The following is a 19,824-nucleotide window of genomic DNA, read 5'->3' on the forward strand; positions in this document are numbered from 1 at the left end:
ATGGTCGCTGAACGACTAACGCGGTCACAAAGCGACCAACGTAGGAAGAGGTCGCTTATGCAAAATGTATTATCTGTTATTGAAGAAGTCATTCCAGATATCATGTATACACTGCAGAATCGTTACCACATTTTGCGCAATGTTTTTTTATTGGGTCCTGTTGGAAGAAGAGTTGTATCTGATCGTATGGGGATTACAGAACGTGTTCTACGTACAGAATCAGAAGGCTTAAAGAAACAAGGGCTGATAAAAACTTCAAAAATGGGAATGGAGCTAACCGAAAAAGGGGAATCCGTTTACCACCAATTAGATCAGTTAATGGGTCAACTTTTGGGGATGAAAGAGAAAGAGAAAAAACTCGCTTCTTATTTGGAGATTGAACACTGTGTGATTATTTCTGGTGATGTAGATGAACAGTCGAAATTACATGAAGAGATGGGTCGTGCTGCAGTAGAAGCTTTAGACTTTTTACTTCCGGAAGGCGATAATATTATTGCTATTATGGGTGGTACTACTATGGCAGAAGCGGCAAATCAAATGAATGAAACTCTTTCTCGCAAAAGAAAGTTAATGTTTGTTCCTGCCAGAGGTGGATTAGGAGAATCAGTCGATATTCAAGCTAATTCAATTAGTGCTTTAATGGCACAAAAAACAGGTGGCAAAAACCGTGTTCTTTATGTTCCGGAACAAGTAAGCGTAGAAACATATAAACCGCTATTACAAGAACCGGGAATAAAAAAAACACTTAAGCTGGTTGATGATGCGAATTGTGTTTTATATGGCATCGGAGACGCTAAGCTTATGGCAGAACGCAGAGGGATGAAAGAAGAGGTTCTAGCTCTGATTGAAACTAAAGCAGCAGTTGGGGAAGCGTTTGGAGAATTTTACAATCAGTCTGGTGAAGTGGTCTATAAAATACCACGCATTGGTTTGCAATCTGGAAAACTGGCAGATATTGCTAGTGTGATCGCAGTAGCTGGTGGTAAATCCAAAGCAAAAGCAATTGAGGCTCATATGAAAAAGGCACCACGCCATACGTGGCTCATCACAGATGAGGGTGCTGCTAACGAGATTTTAACAGGGATAACCCTTTAAAATAAATATATTGCATGATTCCTAAAGGAGGAAATCTATTTATGACAGTTAAAGTAGGTATCAACGGTTTTGGACGTATTGGACGTCTTGCATTCCGTCGTATTCAAGAATTAGAAGGTATTGAAGTGGTAGCAGTTAACGACTTAACAGATCCAAAAATGTTAGCTCACTTATTAAAATATGATACAACACAAGGACGTTTCAACGGTGACGTTGAAGTTAAAGATGGCGCATTTACTGTTAATGGTAAAGACGTTAAAGTTTTAAGCAACCGTAACCCAGAAGAACTTCCATGGGGAGAGCTTGGAGTTGAAATCGTATTAGAATGTACTGGTTTCTTCACTACTCAAGAAGCTGCTGAATTACACATCAAAGCAGGAGCTAAAAAAGTTGTTATTTCTGCACCAGCAACTGGTAACATGAAAACAATCGTTTACAATGTAAACCACGAAATTCTTGACGGTTCTGAAACAGTTATCTCTGGTGCTTCTTGTACTACTAACTGTTTAGCTCCTATGGCTCAAGTACTAAATGACAAATTTGGTATTGAATTAGGATTAATGACAACTATCCACGCTTACACAGGTGACCAAAATACATTAGATGCTCCACATCCAAAAGGCGACTTCCGTCGTGCTCGTGCTGCAGCAGCTAATATTATTCCTAACACAACTGGTGCTGCTAAAGCAATCGGTGAAGTATTACCAGAATTAAAAGGTAAATTAGATGGAGCTGCACAACGTGTTCCTGTTGCTGCTGGTTCATTAACTGAATTACAAACAGTATTAAGAACAAAAGTAACTGCTGAAGAAGTAGATGCAGCAATGAAAGCAGCTGCTAACGAATCTTACGGATATACTGAAGACGCAATCGTTTCTTCTGATATCTTAGGAATGTCATTCGGTTCATTATACGATGCAACACAAACGAAAGTTATCACTGTTGGTGACAAACAAATCGTTAAAACTGTTGCTTGGTATGACAACGAAATGTCATATACTTCACAATTAATTCGTACTTTAGAATACTTTGCTAAATTAGGTTAATCTTTAACGAGAAACTTAAATTAGGATAGAGAATAGTAAAAAGCGGGGAGGCAGCGCGCTTCCTCGCTTTTCTTTTTTCAAAGATTAGTATTTACACATAATTACTCTTTAGAGGAGGAACCTTAATGGTAAAAAAAGTTGTAACTGATTTAGACCTTAATGGTAAAAAAGTTTTAGTGCGTGCAGACTTCAACGTTCCAATGAAAGACGGAGTTATTACTAATGACAACCGTATTCAAGCAGCATTGCCAACTATTCAATATATTATTGAACAAGGTGGGAAAGTAGTGTTATTCTCTCACTTAGGAAAAGTAAAAACTGAAGAAGATAAAGAAGGTAAAAGTTTACGTCCAGTCGCTGATCGTTTAAGCGAATTATTAGGAAAAGATGTAACATTTGTACCTGAAACACGTGGCGAAGTATTAGAAACTGCTATTGCTGGATTAAACACTGGTGATGTATTAGTAGTTGAAAATACACGTTTTGAAGACATCGATGGTAAAAAAGAAAGCAAAAATGATCCTGAACTTGGGAAATATTGGGCTGGCTTAGGCGATGTTTTTGTTAATGATGCATTTGGTACGGCTCACCGTGCGCATGCTTCTAACGTAGGGATTGCTTCAAATCTTGAAAGTGCTGCTGGCTTCTTGATGGATAAAGAAATCAAATTTATCGGTGGCGCAGTTGACGAACCTAAACGTCCATTCGTGGCAATTTTAGGTGGAGCAAAAGTTAGTGATAAGATTGGTGTTATCGAAAACTTATTAAGCAAAGCAGATAAAGTTCTTATCGGTGGCGGAATGACGTATACTTTCTATGCTGCAAAAGGTGTTGAAATTGGGAAATCATTAGTCGAAGAAGACAAAATTGAATTAGCTAGAACATTGATTGAAAAAGGCGGAGACAAATTAGTCTTGCCAATCGATTCTGTTACATCTCCAGAATTCAGTAACGATGCACCAACTGAAATTCATGATGGTGCTGTACCAGCTGATCAAATGGGTCTTGATATTGGACCAAAAACAATTGAATTATTCACTAAAGAATTACAAGGTGCTAAAACAGTTGTATGGAACGGACCTATGGGCGTATTTGAAATGTCTAACTTTGCTCAAGGAACAGTCGGTGTTTGTGAAGCAATTGCTAACTTAACAGATGCAACGACAATTATTGGTGGAGGAGACTCTGCAGCTGCAGCAATGCAATTAGGCTTTGCAGATCAATTTACTCACATCTCTACAGGTGGCGGAGCATCATTGGAATACCTTGAAGGTAAAGAGCTTCCAGGAGTAGCATCTATTTCAGATAAATAATTCAGTTCAATTAGAGAAAGGAAGTTATGTTATGCGTAAACCTATTATTGCTGGTAACTGGAAAATGAACAAAACAGCTGCTGAGGCTGCTGAGTTTGTAGAAGCAGTTAAAACAAGAATACCTTCTTCTGAACAAGTAGATTCAGTTATTGGATCTCCTGCTTTATACTTACAATCGTTAGTTAAAGCATCAGAAGGAACAGAATTAAAAATTGCAGCTCAAAACAGCTACTTTGAAGAAGCTGGAGCATTCACAGGCGAAATCAGTCCTGCTGCTTTAGGAGACTTAGGAGTAAACTATGTAATCATTGGTCACTCTGAGCGTCGTGAATTCTTCCATGAAACAGATGAAGAAATTAATAAAAAAGCACATGCTATTTTCAAAAATGGTATGACTCCAATCATTTGCTGTGGTGAAACGTTAGAACAACGTGAAGCTGGAGAAACAAATGAATGGGTAAGCGGACAAGTTAAAGCAGCAATTGCTGGCTTAACAGAAGGTCAAATAGCTGAATCAGTTATTGCTTATGAACCAATCTGGGCAATCGGAACTGGCAAATCTTCTACTTCAAAAGACGCAAACGATACTTGTGCAGTTATTCGTCAAACAATTGCAAAAGAAGTTTCTCAAGATGCTGCTGATGCTGTACGTATTCAATACGGCGGAAGTGTAAAACCTGAGAATATTGCTGAATACATGGCTGAATCAGATATTGATGGAGCTTTAGTAGGAGGAGCAAGCTTAGAAGCAGAATCGTTCTTAGCATTATTGGAGGCTGTTAAATAATGACAAAAGCACCTGTAGCCATCATCATCTTAGATGGATTAGGATGGCGTAATGAAGTAATGGGTAACGCTGTAGCTCAAGCCAATAAACCAAATTTTGACCATCTTTTAGAAAAATACCCTCATAGTACGTTAAAAGCTTCAGGACTAGATGTAGGTCTTCCAGAAGGACAAATGGGGAATTCTGAAGTTGGACATACAAATATCGGAGCTGGACGAGTTGTTTATCAAAGCTTAACACGTATTGATAAAGCAATTGAAGATGGCGAATTTCAAACAAATCCTGTTTTAAGCGATGCAATGGAAAGAACGATCAAGTACCAATCTAATTTGCACTTGTTTGGACTTTTATCAGATGGTGGAGTACACAGTCACATCAATCATTTGATTTCATTAATTAAAACAGCAAAAGAAAAAGGTGTACCAAATATTTATGTTCATGCTTTCCTTGATGGACGTGATGTAGCACCTAATTCTGGAATCAAATATGTGGAACAATTAGAAAAAGCTATCAAAGAAATCGGAGCAGGAGAGATTGCTACTGTTTCTGGTCGTTTCTATGCTATGGACCGCGACAAACGTTGGGAACGTGTAGAAAAAGCGTATAACGCTGTTGCTCATGGTGAAGGCGTTAAGGCAACTAGCGCACTAGAAGCTGTACAAACAAGTTATGACAAAGAAAAATTTGACGAGTTTGTTATGCCAACAGTTATTGAAAAAGATGGGAAACCTGTAGCAACTTTACAAGACAATGATTCCATCATTTTCTTCAACTTCCGTCCTGACCGTGCTATCCAATTGTCAAATGCCATTACGGATGACGAATGGGAATTCTTTGATCGTGGACAAAGAGCACAAAATCTTAAACTTGTAACAATGACAATGTATAACCCAAGCATTAAAGCTGAAATAGCTTTCCCACCGATTGCATTGAAAAATGTTATAGGTGAAGTTCTATCAGCTCATGGACTTTCTCAATTGCGTATTGCGGAAACGGAAAAATATCCGCACGTTACTTTCTTTATGAATGGCGGACGCAATGAAGAGTTCCCGGGTGAAAATCGTATCTTGATTCCATCTCCAAAAGTGGAAACATATGATCTGAAACCTGAAATGAGTGCTTACGAAGTAACGGATGCATTAGTAGCAGATATTGAAGCGGATAAGCATGACGCGATTATCTTAAACTTTGCTAACCCGGATATGGTTGGACACTCAGGTATGCTTGAACCGACAATCAAAGCTATCGAAGCTGTTGATGAAAACTTAGGTCGTGTAGTAGATGCAATTACTGCTAAAGGCGGATATGCAATTATCTTTGCCGATCACGGTAATGCAGATACAATGATGACACCTGAGGGCAAACCGCATACGGCTCATACAACTGTGCCTGTTCCTGTAATTGTAACTAAAGAAGGAGCAACACTACGCGAAGGCGGACGTTTAGCTGATATTGCACCAACGATGTTAGATTTATTAAACATTGAAAAACCAGATGATATGACTGGTGAATCTTTGATTCAAAAGTAAAATAAACTATCTGTTATGCGAAAGATAACGATGTAAAAGCTGCAGACTTTGCATAGATTCTTTCAATTAGATAAGTTTAGTAAAAGAAACTGTTAGACAAGACCTAAAGTGTTTGCATTTAACAGCCAAAATCACTAAAATGAAGCTATGGGCAAAGCCCTGGCACTAAAAATTTTGTACACTCAAAGGAGAGAAATTAAATGCCATTTATTACAGATATTTTAGCTCGTGAAGTATTAGACTCACGCGGTAACCCAACAATCGAAGTAGAAGTTTACACAGAAAGCGGAGCATTTGGCCGTGGTATGGTTCCATCTGGTGCATCAACTGGGGAACATGAAGCAATTGAATTACGTGACGGAGATAAAGCTCGTTACCTTGGAAAAGGTGTTTTGAAAGCAGTAGAAAACGTAAACAACGTTATCTCTGAAGCTCTTATTGGATTTGACGTTCGCGATCAAATGGCAATTGACAAAACAATGATCGAATTAGACGGAACTCCAAACAAATCTAAATTAGGCGCTAACGCTATTTTAGGTGTTTCTATCGCTGTAGCACGTGCTGCTGCTGACTACCTAGATGTTCCTTTATACCAATACCTAGGAGGCTTCAATACTAAAGTATTGCCAACTCCTATGATGAACATCATCAATGGTGGATCTCATGCTGACAACAGTATTGATTTCCAAGAATTCATGATCATGCCTGTAGGAGCTCCTTCATTCAAAGAAGCTTTACGTATGGGTGCTGAAGTATTCCATGCATTAGCTGGAATCTTAAAATCAAGAGGTTTAGCTACTTCAGTTGGTGACGAAGGTGGATTCGCTCCTAACCTAAGCTCTAATGAAGAAGGTTTCGAAGTTATTATCGAAGCTATCGAAAAAGCTGGTTACAAACCAGGTGAAGACGTTATGCTTGCAATGGATGCTGCTTCATCAGAATTCTACAACAGTGAAAAAGGTGTTTATGACTTAGCTGATTCAGGCGAAGGTGAAAAAACTGCTGAAGAAATGATCGAAATCTACAAAAACTTAGTTGAAAAATACCCAATTATTTCTATCGAAGATGGATTAGATGAAAATGACTGGGAAGGTACTAAAAAATTAACTGAAGTTTTAGGCGATAAAGTTCAAATCGTTGGTGACGATTTATTCGTTACAAACACTGAAAAATTAGCTAAAGCTATTGATAAGGGAGTAGCAAACTCTATCCTTATCAAAGTTAACCAAATCGGTACATTAACAGAAACATTTGACGCTATCGAAATGGCTAAAAAAGCTGGTTACACTGCAGTAATCTCTCACCGTTCTGGTGAAACTGAAGATTCAACTATTGCTGATATCGCAGTTGCAACAAATGCAGGACAAATCAAAACTGGTTCATTAAGTCGTACTGACCGTATTGCTAAATACAACCAATTGTTACGTATCGAAGATCAATTAGGCGACTTAGCTGTATACGAAGGTTTACAAGCTTTCTACAACCTAAAAAACAAATAAGAATTTAAGTTAAACTAAATTCTTTAATAGAGAAACACTTCATTAGTTGAGGCAACGCAACTAATGAAGTGTTTTTTGTTTTGTTAAAAATTTATTTTTTTTTAAGCTATTAGAATATAATCAACAAGTCGATTACAGGAAATCTTTGGAGGAATAGGGAGTGCTTGTAGCCATGTAAAGGGTTCAATGTACACTTTGTTTAAGGCTTGAAAGCTCTGAAGTCTACAGGCTTCAAGCGGTCCCATGGTTATCCACAAGCAAACCTGTCATTCCAGAAGAGATTTTATTTTAAGCACCATATCAATCATCAAATTTTTTATATTAAAAGTGAACAAAAAATGAACAATCGTTTTGATTTTGATACACAAATTTTACTGTATCAAAATTAATGATACAAATTGGTATATTTGTGATAGAATGTAAGCGATTAAGAATATAGGAAGGCAGGTAACTAAATGAAGAGAAAAGATTTAGTTTATCAGTTTGTTAAAAAGCATACGGAAAAACTTACTAGTGAAGAAATAGATTTCGGGTCAGGACTAACGACTAGCGAAATTTCTGATGCTTTGAATATTGTTCGCACTAATGTAAGCAAAGAATTAAATCTTCTAGTTCGTGAAGGAAAAATAGCGAAACTTGAAGGAAGACCTGTGCGATATATTGACAGCAGTTGCTTAAAGTGGAAACCTTTATCTAAAGCTGTAAAATCCTATAAAGATGAATCACTAATCAAAAAGAAACCGACAATAGAAAAAACAAATGATGCTAGAAAAAAAGACCATAGTTTATTTGAATACATGATTGGGTCAAAGGGCAGTCTGAAAAATCAAATGGAGCAAGCAAAAGCGGCCATTTTTTATCCACCAAAAGGATTAAACAGCCTGATTATTGGACCGACTGGATCAGGAAAAACTTTTTTTGCCAATGCTATGTATCAGTATTCTCAGGATAAAGGCATCATTGAACCGAAGCAGTCCTTAATTATTTTTAACTGTGCAGATTATTCGCAAAATCCGCAGTTGCTGATGTCTCACTTATTTGGACACACTAAGGGCGCTTATACTGGAGCTACAGAGGCAAAAGAAGGTTTATTGTTAAAATCAGACAACAATATGTTGTTCTTAGACGAAATTCATCGCTTACCACCAGAAGGACAAGAAATGTTGTTTTACTTTATGGATACTGGTACATTTCAACCAATGGGAGAAACTGAAAAAAGGTATTCAGCTAAAGTTCGAATTATTTGTGCAACAACCGAAGATCCAAGTTCAGCTTTATTGAAAACGTTTGTACGACGTATTCCAGTAACGATTCAGTTGCCAGCATTTAATGAACGGCCAGCCAATGAACGCATTCAATTGCTCAAATTATTATTGTCTATTGAAGCGAATCGTATTGATAAACGAATCGTTATTGAAGAAAATGTTGTTAAAGCCTTACTGGGAAGCGTTACTTATGGAAACATTGGTCAGTTGAAATCAAGTATTCAATTGGCTTGTGCTAAAGCTTTTTTGAACAGCATGGACAACAATGAAGAGATGCTGATCAACATGGATTTATTAACAGGAGAGCTGCAGGAAGGGTTGGTTAATCTTGCGAGAAATCGAGATGAACTGAATGAAATCAGTAACTACCTTGAACCGCGCATGATTATCCATCCTAAAGATTCTGTCTATATGTTAGAACAGGATACTTATGAATTACCGTTTAACTTATATGAAATCATCGGAGATAAGGCTGTTATGCTCAAAGATGAAGGATTGAACCAGGATGACATTGAGAATTTTATTACAACAGACATTAATCTTCATTTGAAATCATTTTATAAAACCAATCAATTGATTCCTAATAATGAGCATAATTTAAGAGATATTGTTGAGCAAGAAGTAATCACACTAACGAAAGAAATTTGGAAAATGGCAGAAGACCATTTAGGGTATCATTTTAAACAAAATTTCTTATACGCTATGAGTTTGCATCTTAGTTCATTTATCAAACGTTCAAAAGAAGGTTTTGTTCAAATCAAACAAAACAGTGAATTGGATAAATTGATTTTGAATTACCAAAATGAATATGAAGTAGCCATTATGATTAAAAATCATATGAAAGAGAACTACCAAATTAATGTTCCAGAAGTAGAGTGCTGGTATCTAACCATGTTGTTGGTCTCTTTAAAGGAACAAAATAATTTAGGCGATGTTGGGATCGTTGTTGCCGCGCATGGACGCTCGACAGCGACAAGCATGGTTCAAGTTGTGGCTAAATTACTGGACGTTGAAAATATTGAGGCTGTAGACATGCCTTTGGAAATGAGTCCTCAGCAAGCCTATAAATTGGTACTAAAGTCTATTCAAAATGTAAATGAAGGCAAAGGTGTATTGCTATTGGTTGATATGGGTTCCTTAACAACGTTTGGCGTGAAAGCGATGCGTGAGACAGATATCGCTGTAAAAACACTGGATATGGTAACCACACCTCTAGTATTAGAAGCTGCACGAAAGACGTCTTTTATGGACAATCAATTAGATGAAATTTATTGGTCTTTAAAAAACTTCAGAGGATATAGCAACCTTCCCGAAGACAAACCGGTCTTTCTATCCGCATCAAAACAACAAGAGATCTACAAGCCGAAAGCTATTATTACGATTTGTTCAACAGGTGAAGGAACAGCCATCCGTATCAAAGAACGTGTAGAAAGTTTATTAGAAGATTTTATTGATGAAACCATTGAAATTTTTTCCATTTCTTTAGTGGGTATGGAAGAAGAAGTTCAAAAAATTTCGCAAGATTATCAAGTGTTAGCCACAGCAGGAATAGCAAAACCAGCATTAAATGTTCCGCATTTATCTTTAGAAGAATTGTTCCAGTCTTCCGGAGATGAAAAAGTTAAGCAAGTCATTTTGGAACAGCAATATGCTGAAGGAAGTTATGTGGAATCTGTTGATACGAAGCAGCTATGTGAAGAATATTTGGGTACTTACTTTACCTTTCTCAATCCGCAAAAGTTTATCAATATATTGTGGGATTATACAGAAATTATAGAAGGGAAATTAAATAAAAAACTCAGCAACAGTGTTCAAATAGGCTTGTTGATGCATATGGCTGGTGTGATTGAACGAGTATTGCTCAGCGATCCGATGAGTCAGTCTGATGAAACAATTAATAAAGAGTCGATTTATTATCAATCTGTTAAAGAAGCTAATGAACTGCTTGAATCGAGATTAAATATGACGATTCCAGAATCAGAATTATTTTACATTGTTAAAATAGTAGATGTACATCAAGAAATTATTTAACAAAGTAACAGGTAACGTATTGATCAATTTAAATAATAATGAGGAGAATGAGGTACCATGTCAATGGAAATTCGATTAGTTCGTATTGATGACAGACTGATTCATGGCCAGGTTGTGACCGTATGGGCAAAAGTAACAAAAGTAAACCGTATTTTGGTCGTTAGTGATGAGGTAGCACAAGATATTATGCGAAAAACTTTGTTAAAACATGCGGCTCCTCCTGGTGTGAATGTCAATGTGATCACTATTGATAAAATGATTTCAATCTATGATGATCCTACATTCAATACTTTTAAATCTATGTTGCTGTTTACCAATCCACGTGATGTCAGAAGAGTAGTGGAAGGTGGAGTCAGTTTTGATTCCATTAATATTGGCGGAATGAGTTTTTCAGATGGGAAAAAAATGATCACAAACGCAGTTGCAGTCAATCATCATGATATCCAGGATTTACACTATTTAAATGAGCAAGGGATCGATTTAGAGATTCGTAAAGTAGTAACAGATAATAAGGTTTATATGATGGATTTATTGAAAAAAGAAGGAACAGTGTAGTACTGAAAAAGACAACTATTTCGAAAAAAACAATTAAATTAGCTGTATGACAAATAGTAGGGATGCTTTAAAATGAAATTTCTTCTGGAATGGGCGGGTATGCTTGTGGAGCCCTAGGACCACCTGTAAGCCTGTAGTCTTACAGACTTTCAAGCTTTAAAGAAACCGTAATCGCTGAAGCGTCAACGGTTTGTAATTCTCGTTGAATCCTATACAGGGCTACAAGCCACCCTATTCCTCCAGAAATTTTTGGTGAGTATTTTGATTAACCTATCAACACTAAAAATTATAGAACCACTAAAATTAACTTAACAAACAAACGGACTGGGATTTTTCCTAGTTCTTTTTTTATTTCTATATAAAAAATGGGGATTTGTCTGTTTAAATAAAAAAATACTGGTATAATTAAAATCATGTTTATGAGATTTAGATTAGCGTTAAAAGGAATTTATTAGGAGTGGATTAAAATGGAGCGAGTTTACAATTTTTCAGCAGGACCAGCGATTATGCCGGTATCCGTATTAAAAACGATACAGGAAGACTTATTGTCCTATCAGGGCAGTGGGATGTCGGTTATGGAATTAAGTCACCGATCTTCCTTGTTCCAGTCCATTATGAATGATGCAGAATCCCTTTTACGGGAACTCATGACTATTCCGTCAAATTATAAAGTATTATTTTTGCAAGGCGGTGCAAGTTTACAATTTACAATGCTGCCCATGAATTTAGGGAAAACTAAAGTAGCTTATGTTAATACTGGAAGTTGGTCTGAAAAAGCTATAGAAGAAGCCCAGGAAGTTGATGGATTAACAGTAGAAGTTATTGCTAGTTCAAAAGAAAATAGCTTTACAGAAAATCCGGAAATTCCCTTAGTAGATAAAGAATACGATTATGTGCATATCACAACAAATAATACGATTGAAGGAACAGCTTTTCTCAACATTCCTGCTAGTGGTGAAGTACCGCTGGTTGCGGATATGTCTTCTAATATTTTGTCTAGTAGCTATAATGTATCTGACTTTGGATTGATTTATGCTGGAGCTCAAAAGAATATTGGGCCTGCCGGTGTGACTGTGGTTATTGTTCGTGAAGATTTAATTGGACTAAAAGAAAACCTACCTGCTATGTTGGATTACAAGATACTAGCGGATAATGGTTCCATGTACAACACTCCACCGACATTTGCTATTTATGCCGCTAAATTAATGTTTGAATGGCTAAAAGAATTAGGCGGTGTTGCTGAAATTGAGAAGATAAACCGGAAAAAGGCGGCTATACTTTATGAAGCTATTGATTCTTCAAAGCTGTTTCGTTCGCCCGTTTCTAAAATTTCTCGTTCGTTAACCAATATTCCATTTGTTACAGGAAATGCTGAACTAGACAAATTGTTTATCAAACAAGCCGAAAGCCAAGGGATGATCAATTTAAAAGGGCATCGTTCTGTAGGTGGAATGCGAGCTAGTTTATACAATGCTTTTCCAATAGAAGGAGTAATTGAATTGGTAGCTCTTATGAAAGAATTTGAAACGAAAGTAGAAGGGGAGTAACAGTATGTATGCGATTAAAACTTATAACGCAATAGCCGAAGATGGTTTAAAAAAATTTGAAACAGAAAATTATCAGTTAAATGAAACCGATAATCCAGATGGGATAGTGTTAAGAAGCCACAATTTACACGGCATGACTTTCCCCAGTCAGTTAAAAGCAATCGCTCGTGCTGGAGCAGGAACCAATAATATTCCAGTACAAGAATGTTCTGAGAAAGGAATTGTTGTGTTTAATACCCCCGGAGCCAATGCAAATGCGGTAAAAGAATTGATCATAGCTAGTCTACTCTTAGCGGTCCGTCCAATCATTGAAGGGGTGGAATGGGTCAAAACGCTCAAAGGTCCAGACGTAGAAAAAAAAGTAGAAGCCGAAAAAAATCGGTTTGTTGGGAGTGAGTTAGCTGGAAAACAGCTAGGTGTTATTGGTTTGGGATCAATTGGAGCGATGGTAGCAAACGATGCATATCGTCTTGGAATGGACGTAGTGGGGTATGATCCATATGTTTCAGTTGATACGGCTTGGAGCATTTCCAGTCGTGTCAAAAGAGTGCTAACCATTGAGGAAGTACTAACAACTTCTGATTATATCACTGTTCATGTACCATTGATGCCTTCAACTAGAGCTATGATCAGCGCTGAGAAGTTACTCTTAGTAAAGAAAGATGCTGTTTTATTGAATTTTGCACGTGGCGAGTTGGTTGATGTGGCTGCTGTTATTGCTGCTCTTGAAAAAGGGAAATTGAAAAGCTACTTAACTGATTTCGCTGATGAACGTTTAATTGAGATGGATAATGCTGTTGTTTTACCGCATTTAGGCGCTTCAACAGAAGAGGCAGAAATCAATTGTGCCAAAATGGCATCAAAAACATTAAAGTATTTCTTAGAAACAGGCAACATCGTTCACTCCGTTAATTTTCCAAGTGTAGAAATGGTTCTCAATTCGCCAATCCGACTAGCTGTTATCAATCGCAATGTGACCAATATGGTAGCACAAATGTCGATTGGATTAGCAGAATATGAAGTAAATATTGTAAACATAATGAATAAAAGCCGAGGAGACTATGCCTATACATTGATTGATGTGGAATCAATTTCTGAGGACAAGTTGAAAGAGATCGTTAAGAAAATTAGTAGTGTCGAAGGCATATTAAGCGTTCGCATAATTAAAAATACAAATGGGAAGTAGGAGAAGATATGGTTAAAATTAAACCGTTTAAGGCTATTCGCCCAACTGAAAAATATGCAAGTGAAATTGCGTCTCTTCCTTATGATGTCTTGAATTCAAACGAAGCACGAATCATTGGAGATCAAAATGAGAAGTCTTTTCTACACATTGATAAAGCTGAAATCGATTTAGCGGAAGAAGGTTCTCCTTATGCGCAACAAGTGTATCAAAAGGCCGCAGAGAATTTGAAGGACTTTTTACAAAAAGGTTGGTTGGTCCAAGAGGATGCCGAGCAGTTTTATCTTTATCAGTTAACGATGAATGGACGCTCACAAATGGGATTAGTCGTCTGCGCATCAATTGAGGACTATGTGGGAAATAACATTAAAAAACATGAATTTACGCGTGAAGAAAAAGAAGTGGATCGCATTCGACATGTTGATGCAACGGATGCAAATACTAGTCCGATTTTTTTAACGTACCGAGATCAAGAATCGATTGATGCACTCATTAAAAAATGGGCAGCAGAAAATGAACCAATTTATCACTTCTCAAGTTTTCATGCGGTAGAACATACAGTATGGGTCATTGATCAAGAAGCTGTTAGGGACAAGTTGAAACAATTATTTGATCAAGACGTAACGGAATTGTATATTGCGGATGGTCACCATCGAACTGAATCGGCTGTAAAAGTTGCATTAAAAAGAAAAGAGACTCACCCAAATGCACCAGATGAGTCTGAATTCAACTATTTCTTAGCTGTACTGTTTCCAAAATCACAATTGGCAATCTGGGATTACAATCGTGTAGTAAAAGGATTGATCCAAGAGGACTTTTTAGAAAAACTAGCTGAAAAATTTGATGTTGAAAAAGTACCTTCTCCTTACAAGCCTGAACAACCAAAGACAATTGGGATGTATGTGAATGACAAGTGGTATAAGTTAACAGTAAAACCTGCCTACATTTCAAATCATCCAGTACAAGGACTAGATGTCTCACTCTTACAAGAGCATATATTGACGCCTTTGTTTGGTATAGAAGATATTCGTACCGATAAAAGAATTGATTTCATTGGTGGAATACGAGGGATGCAAGCACTGAGTGATGCTGTAGATGAAGGGGCATTTTCAGCGGCATTTTCTATGTATCCTACAACTATTGACGAACTGATACGTGTTGCAGATAGTGGTGAGGTGTTGCCTCCGAAATCGACTTGGTTTGAGCCTAAGTTATTAAGTGGGTTATTTGTTCACGATCTTGAAAGTAAGTGGAAATGAGAAAATAGTAAGCTGATAAGTTCATTTATTTTCTAGTAATTTACTATGTTTTATGTTAGAGTTAGGGGTAGAAGAAACGGTAGACAGGAGGGCATTGAAATTGTACGATACACTTTTAATTGCTGAACTAATTGTATCAGTTTTACTTATCATTGTAGTTGCTATGCAACCTACAAAGACCAGCAATGCTGCTAGTGCATTCACCGGTGGGGCTGAACAATTATTTGGGAAACAAAAAGCACGCGGATTTGAGGCTGTATTGCAACGTGCTACAGTAGTACTTGGAACATTATTCTTTGCGTTGGCACTTGCACTTGCTTATATAGCAATTAATTAAGGAACTTAGTTAAGCTACCTGAAATCTTCAGGTGGCTTTTTTTTCTAAAAAAATCTATGAGTTCTTTAGAAGAACGAGATACTCTTCATAACCATTCATAGTGTTTGAGTATGAAAAAAGGTAATTATACAGTAAAATAGTAGAATGAAGACTTACAGGAAAAGAGAAGAAGGAGAATACCCATGGCAATAAAATCATTTTTTTTTGAAAAGGGGCCTCAAGCCGTCATTTTGATGCATGCCTACTCTAGTACACCTAATGATGTACGGATGTTGGGAAGAGCGTTGGAGAAAGAAAATTATACCGTTTATGCGCCGTTATTCAAAGGACATGGCACAATGGAACCAGAGGATATTTTAGATGCCTCACCAAACGATTGGATAGAAGATGCAAAAGAAGCCATCCGTTTTTTACAAAAAAAGGGCTACGAAGAAATTGTGGTATTTGGTCTGTCTTTAGGCGGAATCATAGCGACTAAAATGGTAGTCGATAAAGAACCAGTAATAGCTGGTGGCACGTTTTGCTCACCAGTGATTGATTTTCATAAAGGCAATAACGTGAGAGAAGAATTTTTAACTTTTGTGCGTATACTGAAAAAGAAAGCAGGTTATTCTGAGACAGATATAGATAACCGCATGCCAGAAGTAGAACTAAAATTAGATAACCAATTAAACGAAATAAGTGAACTAACAAAATCAATGAAGGCTCATTATAGTGAGATTACACATCCCTTTTTTATTGCACAAGCTGGTCAAGATGAAATGATTGATCCACAAGTTGCTGTCGCATTTAAAGAAGCATTAACACAAGCTCCCGTAGTTGATTTTCATTGGTATGAAAACAGTAAACATGCGGTAACGGTAGGTGTAGATAGAAAAGCCTTGCAAGAAGATGTTAGCAACTTTTTAAAACAGTTAGATTGGAATGGAGGATAAAAAATGAACGACAAAAAAGCGTTACAAGAAGCGATTTTAGTTTTTATGGATGAACATAAGAAAGTTTCGTTTCAAGTTAGTGATATCAGTGAGGGAATGGGTTTGACTAGTGCAGCCGATTTTAAAGTCCTTGTCAGTTCATTAGCTGAAATGGAGCGAGAAGGTAAACTCTTTTTAAACAAAAAAGGGCACTTTAAGTTACCAAGTAATGATCCTATTTTAACCGGTACTTTCAGAGCAAGCGATCGAGGTTTTGGATTTGTTGCAATCGAAGATGAGGAAAAAGATATTTATATCCCACCTAATATGACCAATTATGCATTAGATGGAGATAAAGTAACGGTAGACATTATCAAACCTGCAGAACCTTGGTCAGATAAAGGTGCTGAAGGAAAGATAAATGCTATTATTGAACGTAAATTTACTCAATTAGTTGGGGAATTTTATGCGTACAGTGAAGAAGGAATTGAAGAAACTGGTTTATATGGTTACATCGATCCTCAAGATAAAAAAATTACAGACATTCGTGTCTTTATTGAATCAGAAGGGATCAAACCGGTTGACGGTTCTATTGTTGTCGTAGAAATAACGTTGTATCCAGATGATGAGTTTCCAAGAAGTATGCAGGGGATTGTTAAAAAAGTTGTAGGGCACATAAATGATCCAGGGATCGACATTTTAACAATCGTATACAAACATGGTATCCCAACTGAATTTTCGCCAGAGGCTATACAACAAGCAGATGAAGTACCGGACAGTATTAAAGAATCTGATTTTGAAGGACGTCGTGATTTAAGAAATGAAGTCCTTGTGACAATCGATGGAGAAGATGCAAAAGACTTAGATGATGCTGTAGGCTTGAAATTATTAGATAATGGAAATTATCAACTTGGCGTTCATATAGCAGATGTTTCCTATTATGTAACAGAAGATAGCCCTTTAGACAAAGATGCATTTGAAAGAGGAACCAGTGTATACTTAACCGATCGAGTTATTCCAATGATTCCTCAACGTTTATCTAATGGAATCTGTTCGTTAAACCCTCATGTAGACCGTCTAACGATGAGCTGTTTGATGGAACTGACACCAGATGGAGAAATTGTCGGACAAGATATTTTCCAGAGTGTGATACGGACAACTGAACGGATGACTTATACTGAAGTAAACGAAATATTAACGGATAAGAATCCAGAAACACGTGAAAAATATAGTAGCTTAGTAGATATGTTTGAATTAATGGAAAATCTGCATCACACACTTGAGAAAAAACGCAAATCTCGTGGAGCGATTGACTTTGATACAAAAGAAGCTAAAATTATTGTTGACCCTGAAGGCAAGCCTTTAGATATTGTTTTAAGAGAACGCGGTGTTGGTGAACGCTTGATTGAATCATTCATGTTGGCAGCGAACGAAACGGTATCTGAGCATTTTTCTAAAATGGAAGTTCCGTTAATTTACCGTATCCATGAACAACCGGATAGCGATCGTATGCAAAAATTCATGGAATTTGTTACAGCATTCGGTATTACCGTTAAAGGTACTAGCCAAGATGTTTCTCCTAAGACATTACAAACAGTCGTTAATAGTGTTAAAGGTAAGCCAGAAGAACAAGTTGTTTCAACGATGATGTTACGAAGCATGAAGCAAGCAAAATATGATGTAGAACCATTAGGTCACTTTGGTCTTGGAGCAGAATTCTATTCACACTTCACGTCTCCAATTCGTCGTTACCCTGACTTGATCTTACACCGTTTGATTCGTTCATATGGTGAAAAAGGAACAGGATCTGCTCAAAAAGCGAAATGGGAAAATCGTTTACCGGATATTGCTGAGCAGACATCAAAAGCGGAACGTCGTGCGGTCGATGCTGAAAGAGAAACGGATGCATTGAAGAAAACTGAATTTATGGCTGATAAAGTTGGCGAAATTTATGAAGGAATCATTGGTTCGGTGTTGAAATTTGGTTTGTTTGTTGAATTGCCGAATACAGTTGAAGGTCTGGTCCATATTTCAAATATGAAAGACGACTACTTTAATTATATCGAGGAGCAAATGATGCTCGTTGGAGAACGTACTGGGGTCGTTTACCGTATTGGACAAAAAGTAAAAGTGAAAATAACCAAAGCTGATCCTGAAACACGTGAAATCGATTTTGAACTGGTTCCAGATCCGAATGCACCTAAATATGATGGACCTAAACGTTCAACAAAAGGTAGAGGTAGAGGGAATAGTCAAACTCGTGGAAAAGAAAGTGGTTCAAAAGAGAAATTTTCATCTTATAAACCTAAAGAAAAAGAAACAAGCAAAAAGAAAAGCAAACCTTTTTATAAAGAGGTAGCTAAAAATAAAAAACCTAAGAAAAAATAAAAGGTTTTTAATGAGTTAGGAGGCGATCATAGATGCCAAAAGGTTCAGGTAAAGTACTTGCACAAAATAGAAAAGCGAGCTATGATTTTTCAATATTAGATACAGTAGAAGCTGGAATAGTATTGCAAGGAACAGAGATCAAATCTATTAGAGCAGGTCGAATCAATCTAAAAGACGGATACGCTAAAATACAAAATGGTGAAATTTATTTGCACAATGTTCATATCAGTCCTTATGAACAAGGAAATCAATTTAATCATGATCCTTTAAGAACAAGAAAATTGTTGATGCACAAAAAACAGATCACGAATTTATTGGGGGAAACAAAATCTAGCGGAAATACGCTGATTCCTTTAAAGGTCTACCTAAAAGATGGGTACGCAAAAGTATTGATCGGCTTAGCAAAAGGGAAGAAAAAATACGACAAACGTGAAGATTTAAAACGAAAAGACCAAAAACGTGAATTGGATCGTGCATTAAGATCAAGATAAATACGGTTAAATTTGCCTATTCGTTATTATTGACTTTGATAAAGTAAGTGATGTAAAGTAAATATAAGAAATGTAAGATTTAAAAATTGAATGTGAAAGAAGGACTAACAATGTCTGTTTACGATTATACGGTTACTGAAATTGGTGGGGAAGAAGTTTCGCTATCAGAATACAAAGGAAAAGTTTTACTAATTGTGAATACAGCTACAGAATGTGGTTTGGCTCCTCAATTAGAAGGTTTAGAAAAATTGTATCAAACGTATAAAGAACAAGGACTAGTTATACTAGGTTTCCCTTCTAATCAGTTTATGAATCAAGAACCTCGTGAAGGTGAAGAAATCGCAAGTTTTTGTCAAAAAAATTATGGTGTTTCTTTTCAGTTTCATGAAAAAATATTGGTGAATGGGAAAAATGCAGATCCACTTTACCACTATCTTACATCAGAGACAGGGAACAAAAAAATCAAATGGAATTTCACAAAATTTCTAATTGGTCGAGATGGTGAAATCATTAAACGATTTGGTTCAACAAAGGTACCTGAAAAAATGGAAACGGATATAGCTGAAGCAGTAACAAATAGTTAAA

The 19,824-nt window shown here is 36.8% G+C and carries 16 protein-coding genes; all 16 read left to right on the top strand.

The window, feature by feature from the left end; all coding sequences use genetic code 11:
• Positions 1–57: 57 nt before the first annotated feature.
• The 16 genes from CAR_RS02025 to CAR_RS02100 all read left to right on the top strand — a co-directional run bounded on the left by CAR_RS02025 (position 58) and on the right by CAR_RS02100 (position 19,823).
• Complete coding sequence (locus CAR_RS02025) at positions 58–1,095, top strand: sugar-binding transcriptional regulator (protein WP_013710062.1); 1,038 nt, start codon at positions 58–60, stop codon at positions 1,093–1,095.
• A 41-nt stretch (positions 1,096–1,136) separates the two neighbouring features.
• Complete coding sequence (gap, locus tag CAR_RS02030; protein ID WP_041556084.1) at positions 1,137–2,141, top strand: type I glyceraldehyde-3-phosphate dehydrogenase; 1,005 nt, start codon at positions 1,137–1,139, stop codon at positions 2,139–2,141.
• A gap of 125 nt (positions 2,142–2,266) precedes the next feature.
• Entirely contained in the window at positions 2,267–3,454 is a 1,188-nt protein-coding gene (locus tag CAR_RS02035; protein WP_013710064.1) for a phosphoglycerate kinase, read from the top strand.
• Between the two features lie 31 nt (positions 3,455–3,485).
• On the top strand, positions 3,486–4,241 hold the full coding sequence (gene tpiA / locus CAR_RS02040) for a triose-phosphate isomerase (protein WP_013710065.1): 756 nt from the start codon (positions 3,486–3,488) through the stop codon (positions 4,239–4,241).
• On the top strand, positions 4,241–5,770 hold the full coding sequence (gene gpmI, locus CAR_RS02045) for a 2,3-bisphosphoglycerate-independent phosphoglycerate mutase (protein WP_013710066.1): 1,530 nt from the start codon (positions 4,241–4,243) through the stop codon (positions 5,768–5,770). The genes tpiA and gpmI overlap by 1 nt, the downstream gene beginning before the upstream one ends.
• 200 nt (positions 5,771–5,970) lie before the next feature.
• Complete coding sequence (gene eno, locus CAR_RS02050; RefSeq protein WP_013710067.1) at positions 5,971–7,269, top strand: phosphopyruvate hydratase; 1,299 nt, start codon at positions 5,971–5,973, stop codon at positions 7,267–7,269.
• 455 nt (positions 7,270–7,724) lie between these two features.
• Complete coding sequence (locus CAR_RS02055; protein WP_013710068.1) at positions 7,725–10,565, top strand: sigma 54-interacting transcriptional regulator; 2,841 nt, start codon at positions 7,725–7,727, stop codon at positions 10,563–10,565.
• Positions 10,566–10,622: 57 nt separating this feature from the next.
• Positions 10,623–11,120 (top strand): mannose/fructose/sorbose PTS transporter subunit IIB, encoded by a 498-nt coding sequence (locus CAR_RS02060; RefSeq protein ID WP_013710069.1) that lies wholly within the window; start codon positions 10,623–10,625, stop codon positions 11,118–11,120.
• Positions 11,121–11,587: 467 nt separating this feature from the next.
• Entirely contained in the window at positions 11,588–12,667 is a 1,080-nt protein-coding gene (serC, locus tag CAR_RS02065; RefSeq protein WP_013710070.1) for a 3-phosphoserine/phosphohydroxythreonine transaminase, read from the top strand.
• A gap of 4 nt (positions 12,668–12,671) precedes the next feature.
• On the top strand, positions 12,672–13,853 hold the full coding sequence (locus tag CAR_RS02070) for a 3-phosphoglycerate dehydrogenase family protein (RefSeq protein WP_013710071.1): 1,182 nt from the start codon (positions 12,672–12,674) through the stop codon (positions 13,851–13,853).
• A gap of 8 nt (positions 13,854–13,861) precedes the next feature.
• Positions 13,862–15,109 carry a DUF1015 domain-containing protein gene (locus tag CAR_RS02075; RefSeq protein WP_013710072.1) on the top strand — a complete coding sequence of 416 codons (1,248 nt, stop codon included), beginning with the start codon at positions 13,862–13,864 and terminating at the stop codon, positions 15,107–15,109.
• Positions 15,110–15,209: 100 nt separating this feature from the next.
• On the top strand, positions 15,210–15,446 hold the full coding sequence (gene secG / locus CAR_RS02080; RefSeq protein WP_035021456.1) for a preprotein translocase subunit SecG: 237 nt from the start codon (positions 15,210–15,212) through the stop codon (positions 15,444–15,446).
• 182 nt (positions 15,447–15,628) lie between these two features.
• On the top strand, positions 15,629–16,381 hold the full coding sequence (locus CAR_RS02085; protein ID WP_013710074.1) for an alpha/beta hydrolase: 753 nt from the start codon (positions 15,629–15,631) through the stop codon (positions 16,379–16,381).
• 3 nt (positions 16,382–16,384) lie between these two features.
• A complete protein-coding gene (rnr, locus tag CAR_RS02090; protein WP_013710075.1) occupies positions 16,385–18,748 on the top strand; it encodes a ribonuclease R in 2,364 nt (787 codons plus the stop codon).
• A 32-nt stretch (positions 18,749–18,780) separates the two neighbouring features.
• Positions 18,781–19,239, top strand: a complete 459-nt coding sequence (gene smpB / locus CAR_RS02095; RefSeq protein ID WP_013710076.1) for an SsrA-binding protein SmpB — start codon at positions 18,781–18,783, stop codon at positions 19,237–19,239.
• A 110-nt stretch (positions 19,240–19,349) separates the two neighbouring features.
• Positions 19,350–19,823: a glutathione peroxidase gene (locus CAR_RS02100; protein WP_041556085.1), complete on the top strand. Its 474-nt coding sequence runs from the start codon at positions 19,350–19,352 to the stop codon at positions 19,821–19,823.
• The last annotated feature ends 1 nt before the right edge of the window (position 19,824 follow it).

Source organism: Carnobacterium sp. 17-4 (genome assembly GCF_000195575.1).
Lineage (GTDB): Bacteria > Bacillota > Bacilli > Lactobacillales > Carnobacteriaceae > Carnobacterium_B.

Bases quoted from the DNA above. Each gene is read 5' to 3' on its own strand.
- CAR_RS02070 (WP_013710071.1), top strand. From the start codon at position 12,672: ATGTATGCGATTAAAACTTATAACGCAATAGCCGAAGATGGTTTAAAA.
- gap (WP_041556084.1), top strand. From the start codon at position 1,137: ATGACAGTTAAAGTAGGTATCAACGGTTTTGGACGTATTGGACGTCTT.
- CAR_RS02075 (WP_013710072.1), top strand. From the start codon at position 13,862: ATGGTTAAAATTAAACCGTTTAAGGCTATTCGCCCAACTGAAAAATAT.
- gpmI (WP_013710066.1), top strand. From the start codon at position 4,241: ATGACAAAAGCACCTGTAGCCATCATCATCTTAGATGGATTAGGATGG.
- rnr (WP_013710075.1), top strand. From the start codon at position 16,385: ATGAACGACAAAAAAGCGTTACAAGAAGCGATTTTAGTTTTTATGGAT.
- CAR_RS02060 (WP_013710069.1), top strand. From the start codon at position 10,623: ATGTCAATGGAAATTCGATTAGTTCGTATTGATGACAGACTGATTCAT.
- CAR_RS02085 (WP_013710074.1), top strand. From the start codon at position 15,629: ATGGCAATAAAATCATTTTTTTTTGAAAAGGGGCCTCAAGCCGTCATT.
- CAR_RS02035 (WP_013710064.1), top strand. From the start codon at position 2,267: ATGGTAAAAAAAGTTGTAACTGATTTAGACCTTAATGGTAAAAAAGTT.
- tpiA (WP_013710065.1), top strand. From the start codon at position 3,486: ATGCGTAAACCTATTATTGCTGGTAACTGGAAAATGAACAAAACAGCT.
- CAR_RS02025 (WP_013710062.1), top strand. From the start codon at position 58: ATGCAAAATGTATTATCTGTTATTGAAGAAGTCATTCCAGATATCATG.
- CAR_RS02100 (WP_041556085.1), top strand. From the start codon at position 19,350: ATGTCTGTTTACGATTATACGGTTACTGAAATTGGTGGGGAAGAAGTT.
- CAR_RS02055 (WP_013710068.1), top strand. From the start codon at position 7,725: ATGAAGAGAAAAGATTTAGTTTATCAGTTTGTTAAAAAGCATACGGAA.
- eno (WP_013710067.1), top strand. From the start codon at position 5,971: ATGCCATTTATTACAGATATTTTAGCTCGTGAAGTATTAGACTCACGC.
- smpB (WP_013710076.1), top strand. From the start codon at position 18,781: ATGCCAAAAGGTTCAGGTAAAGTACTTGCACAAAATAGAAAAGCGAGC.
- serC (WP_013710070.1), top strand. From the start codon at position 11,588: ATGGAGCGAGTTTACAATTTTTCAGCAGGACCAGCGATTATGCCGGTA.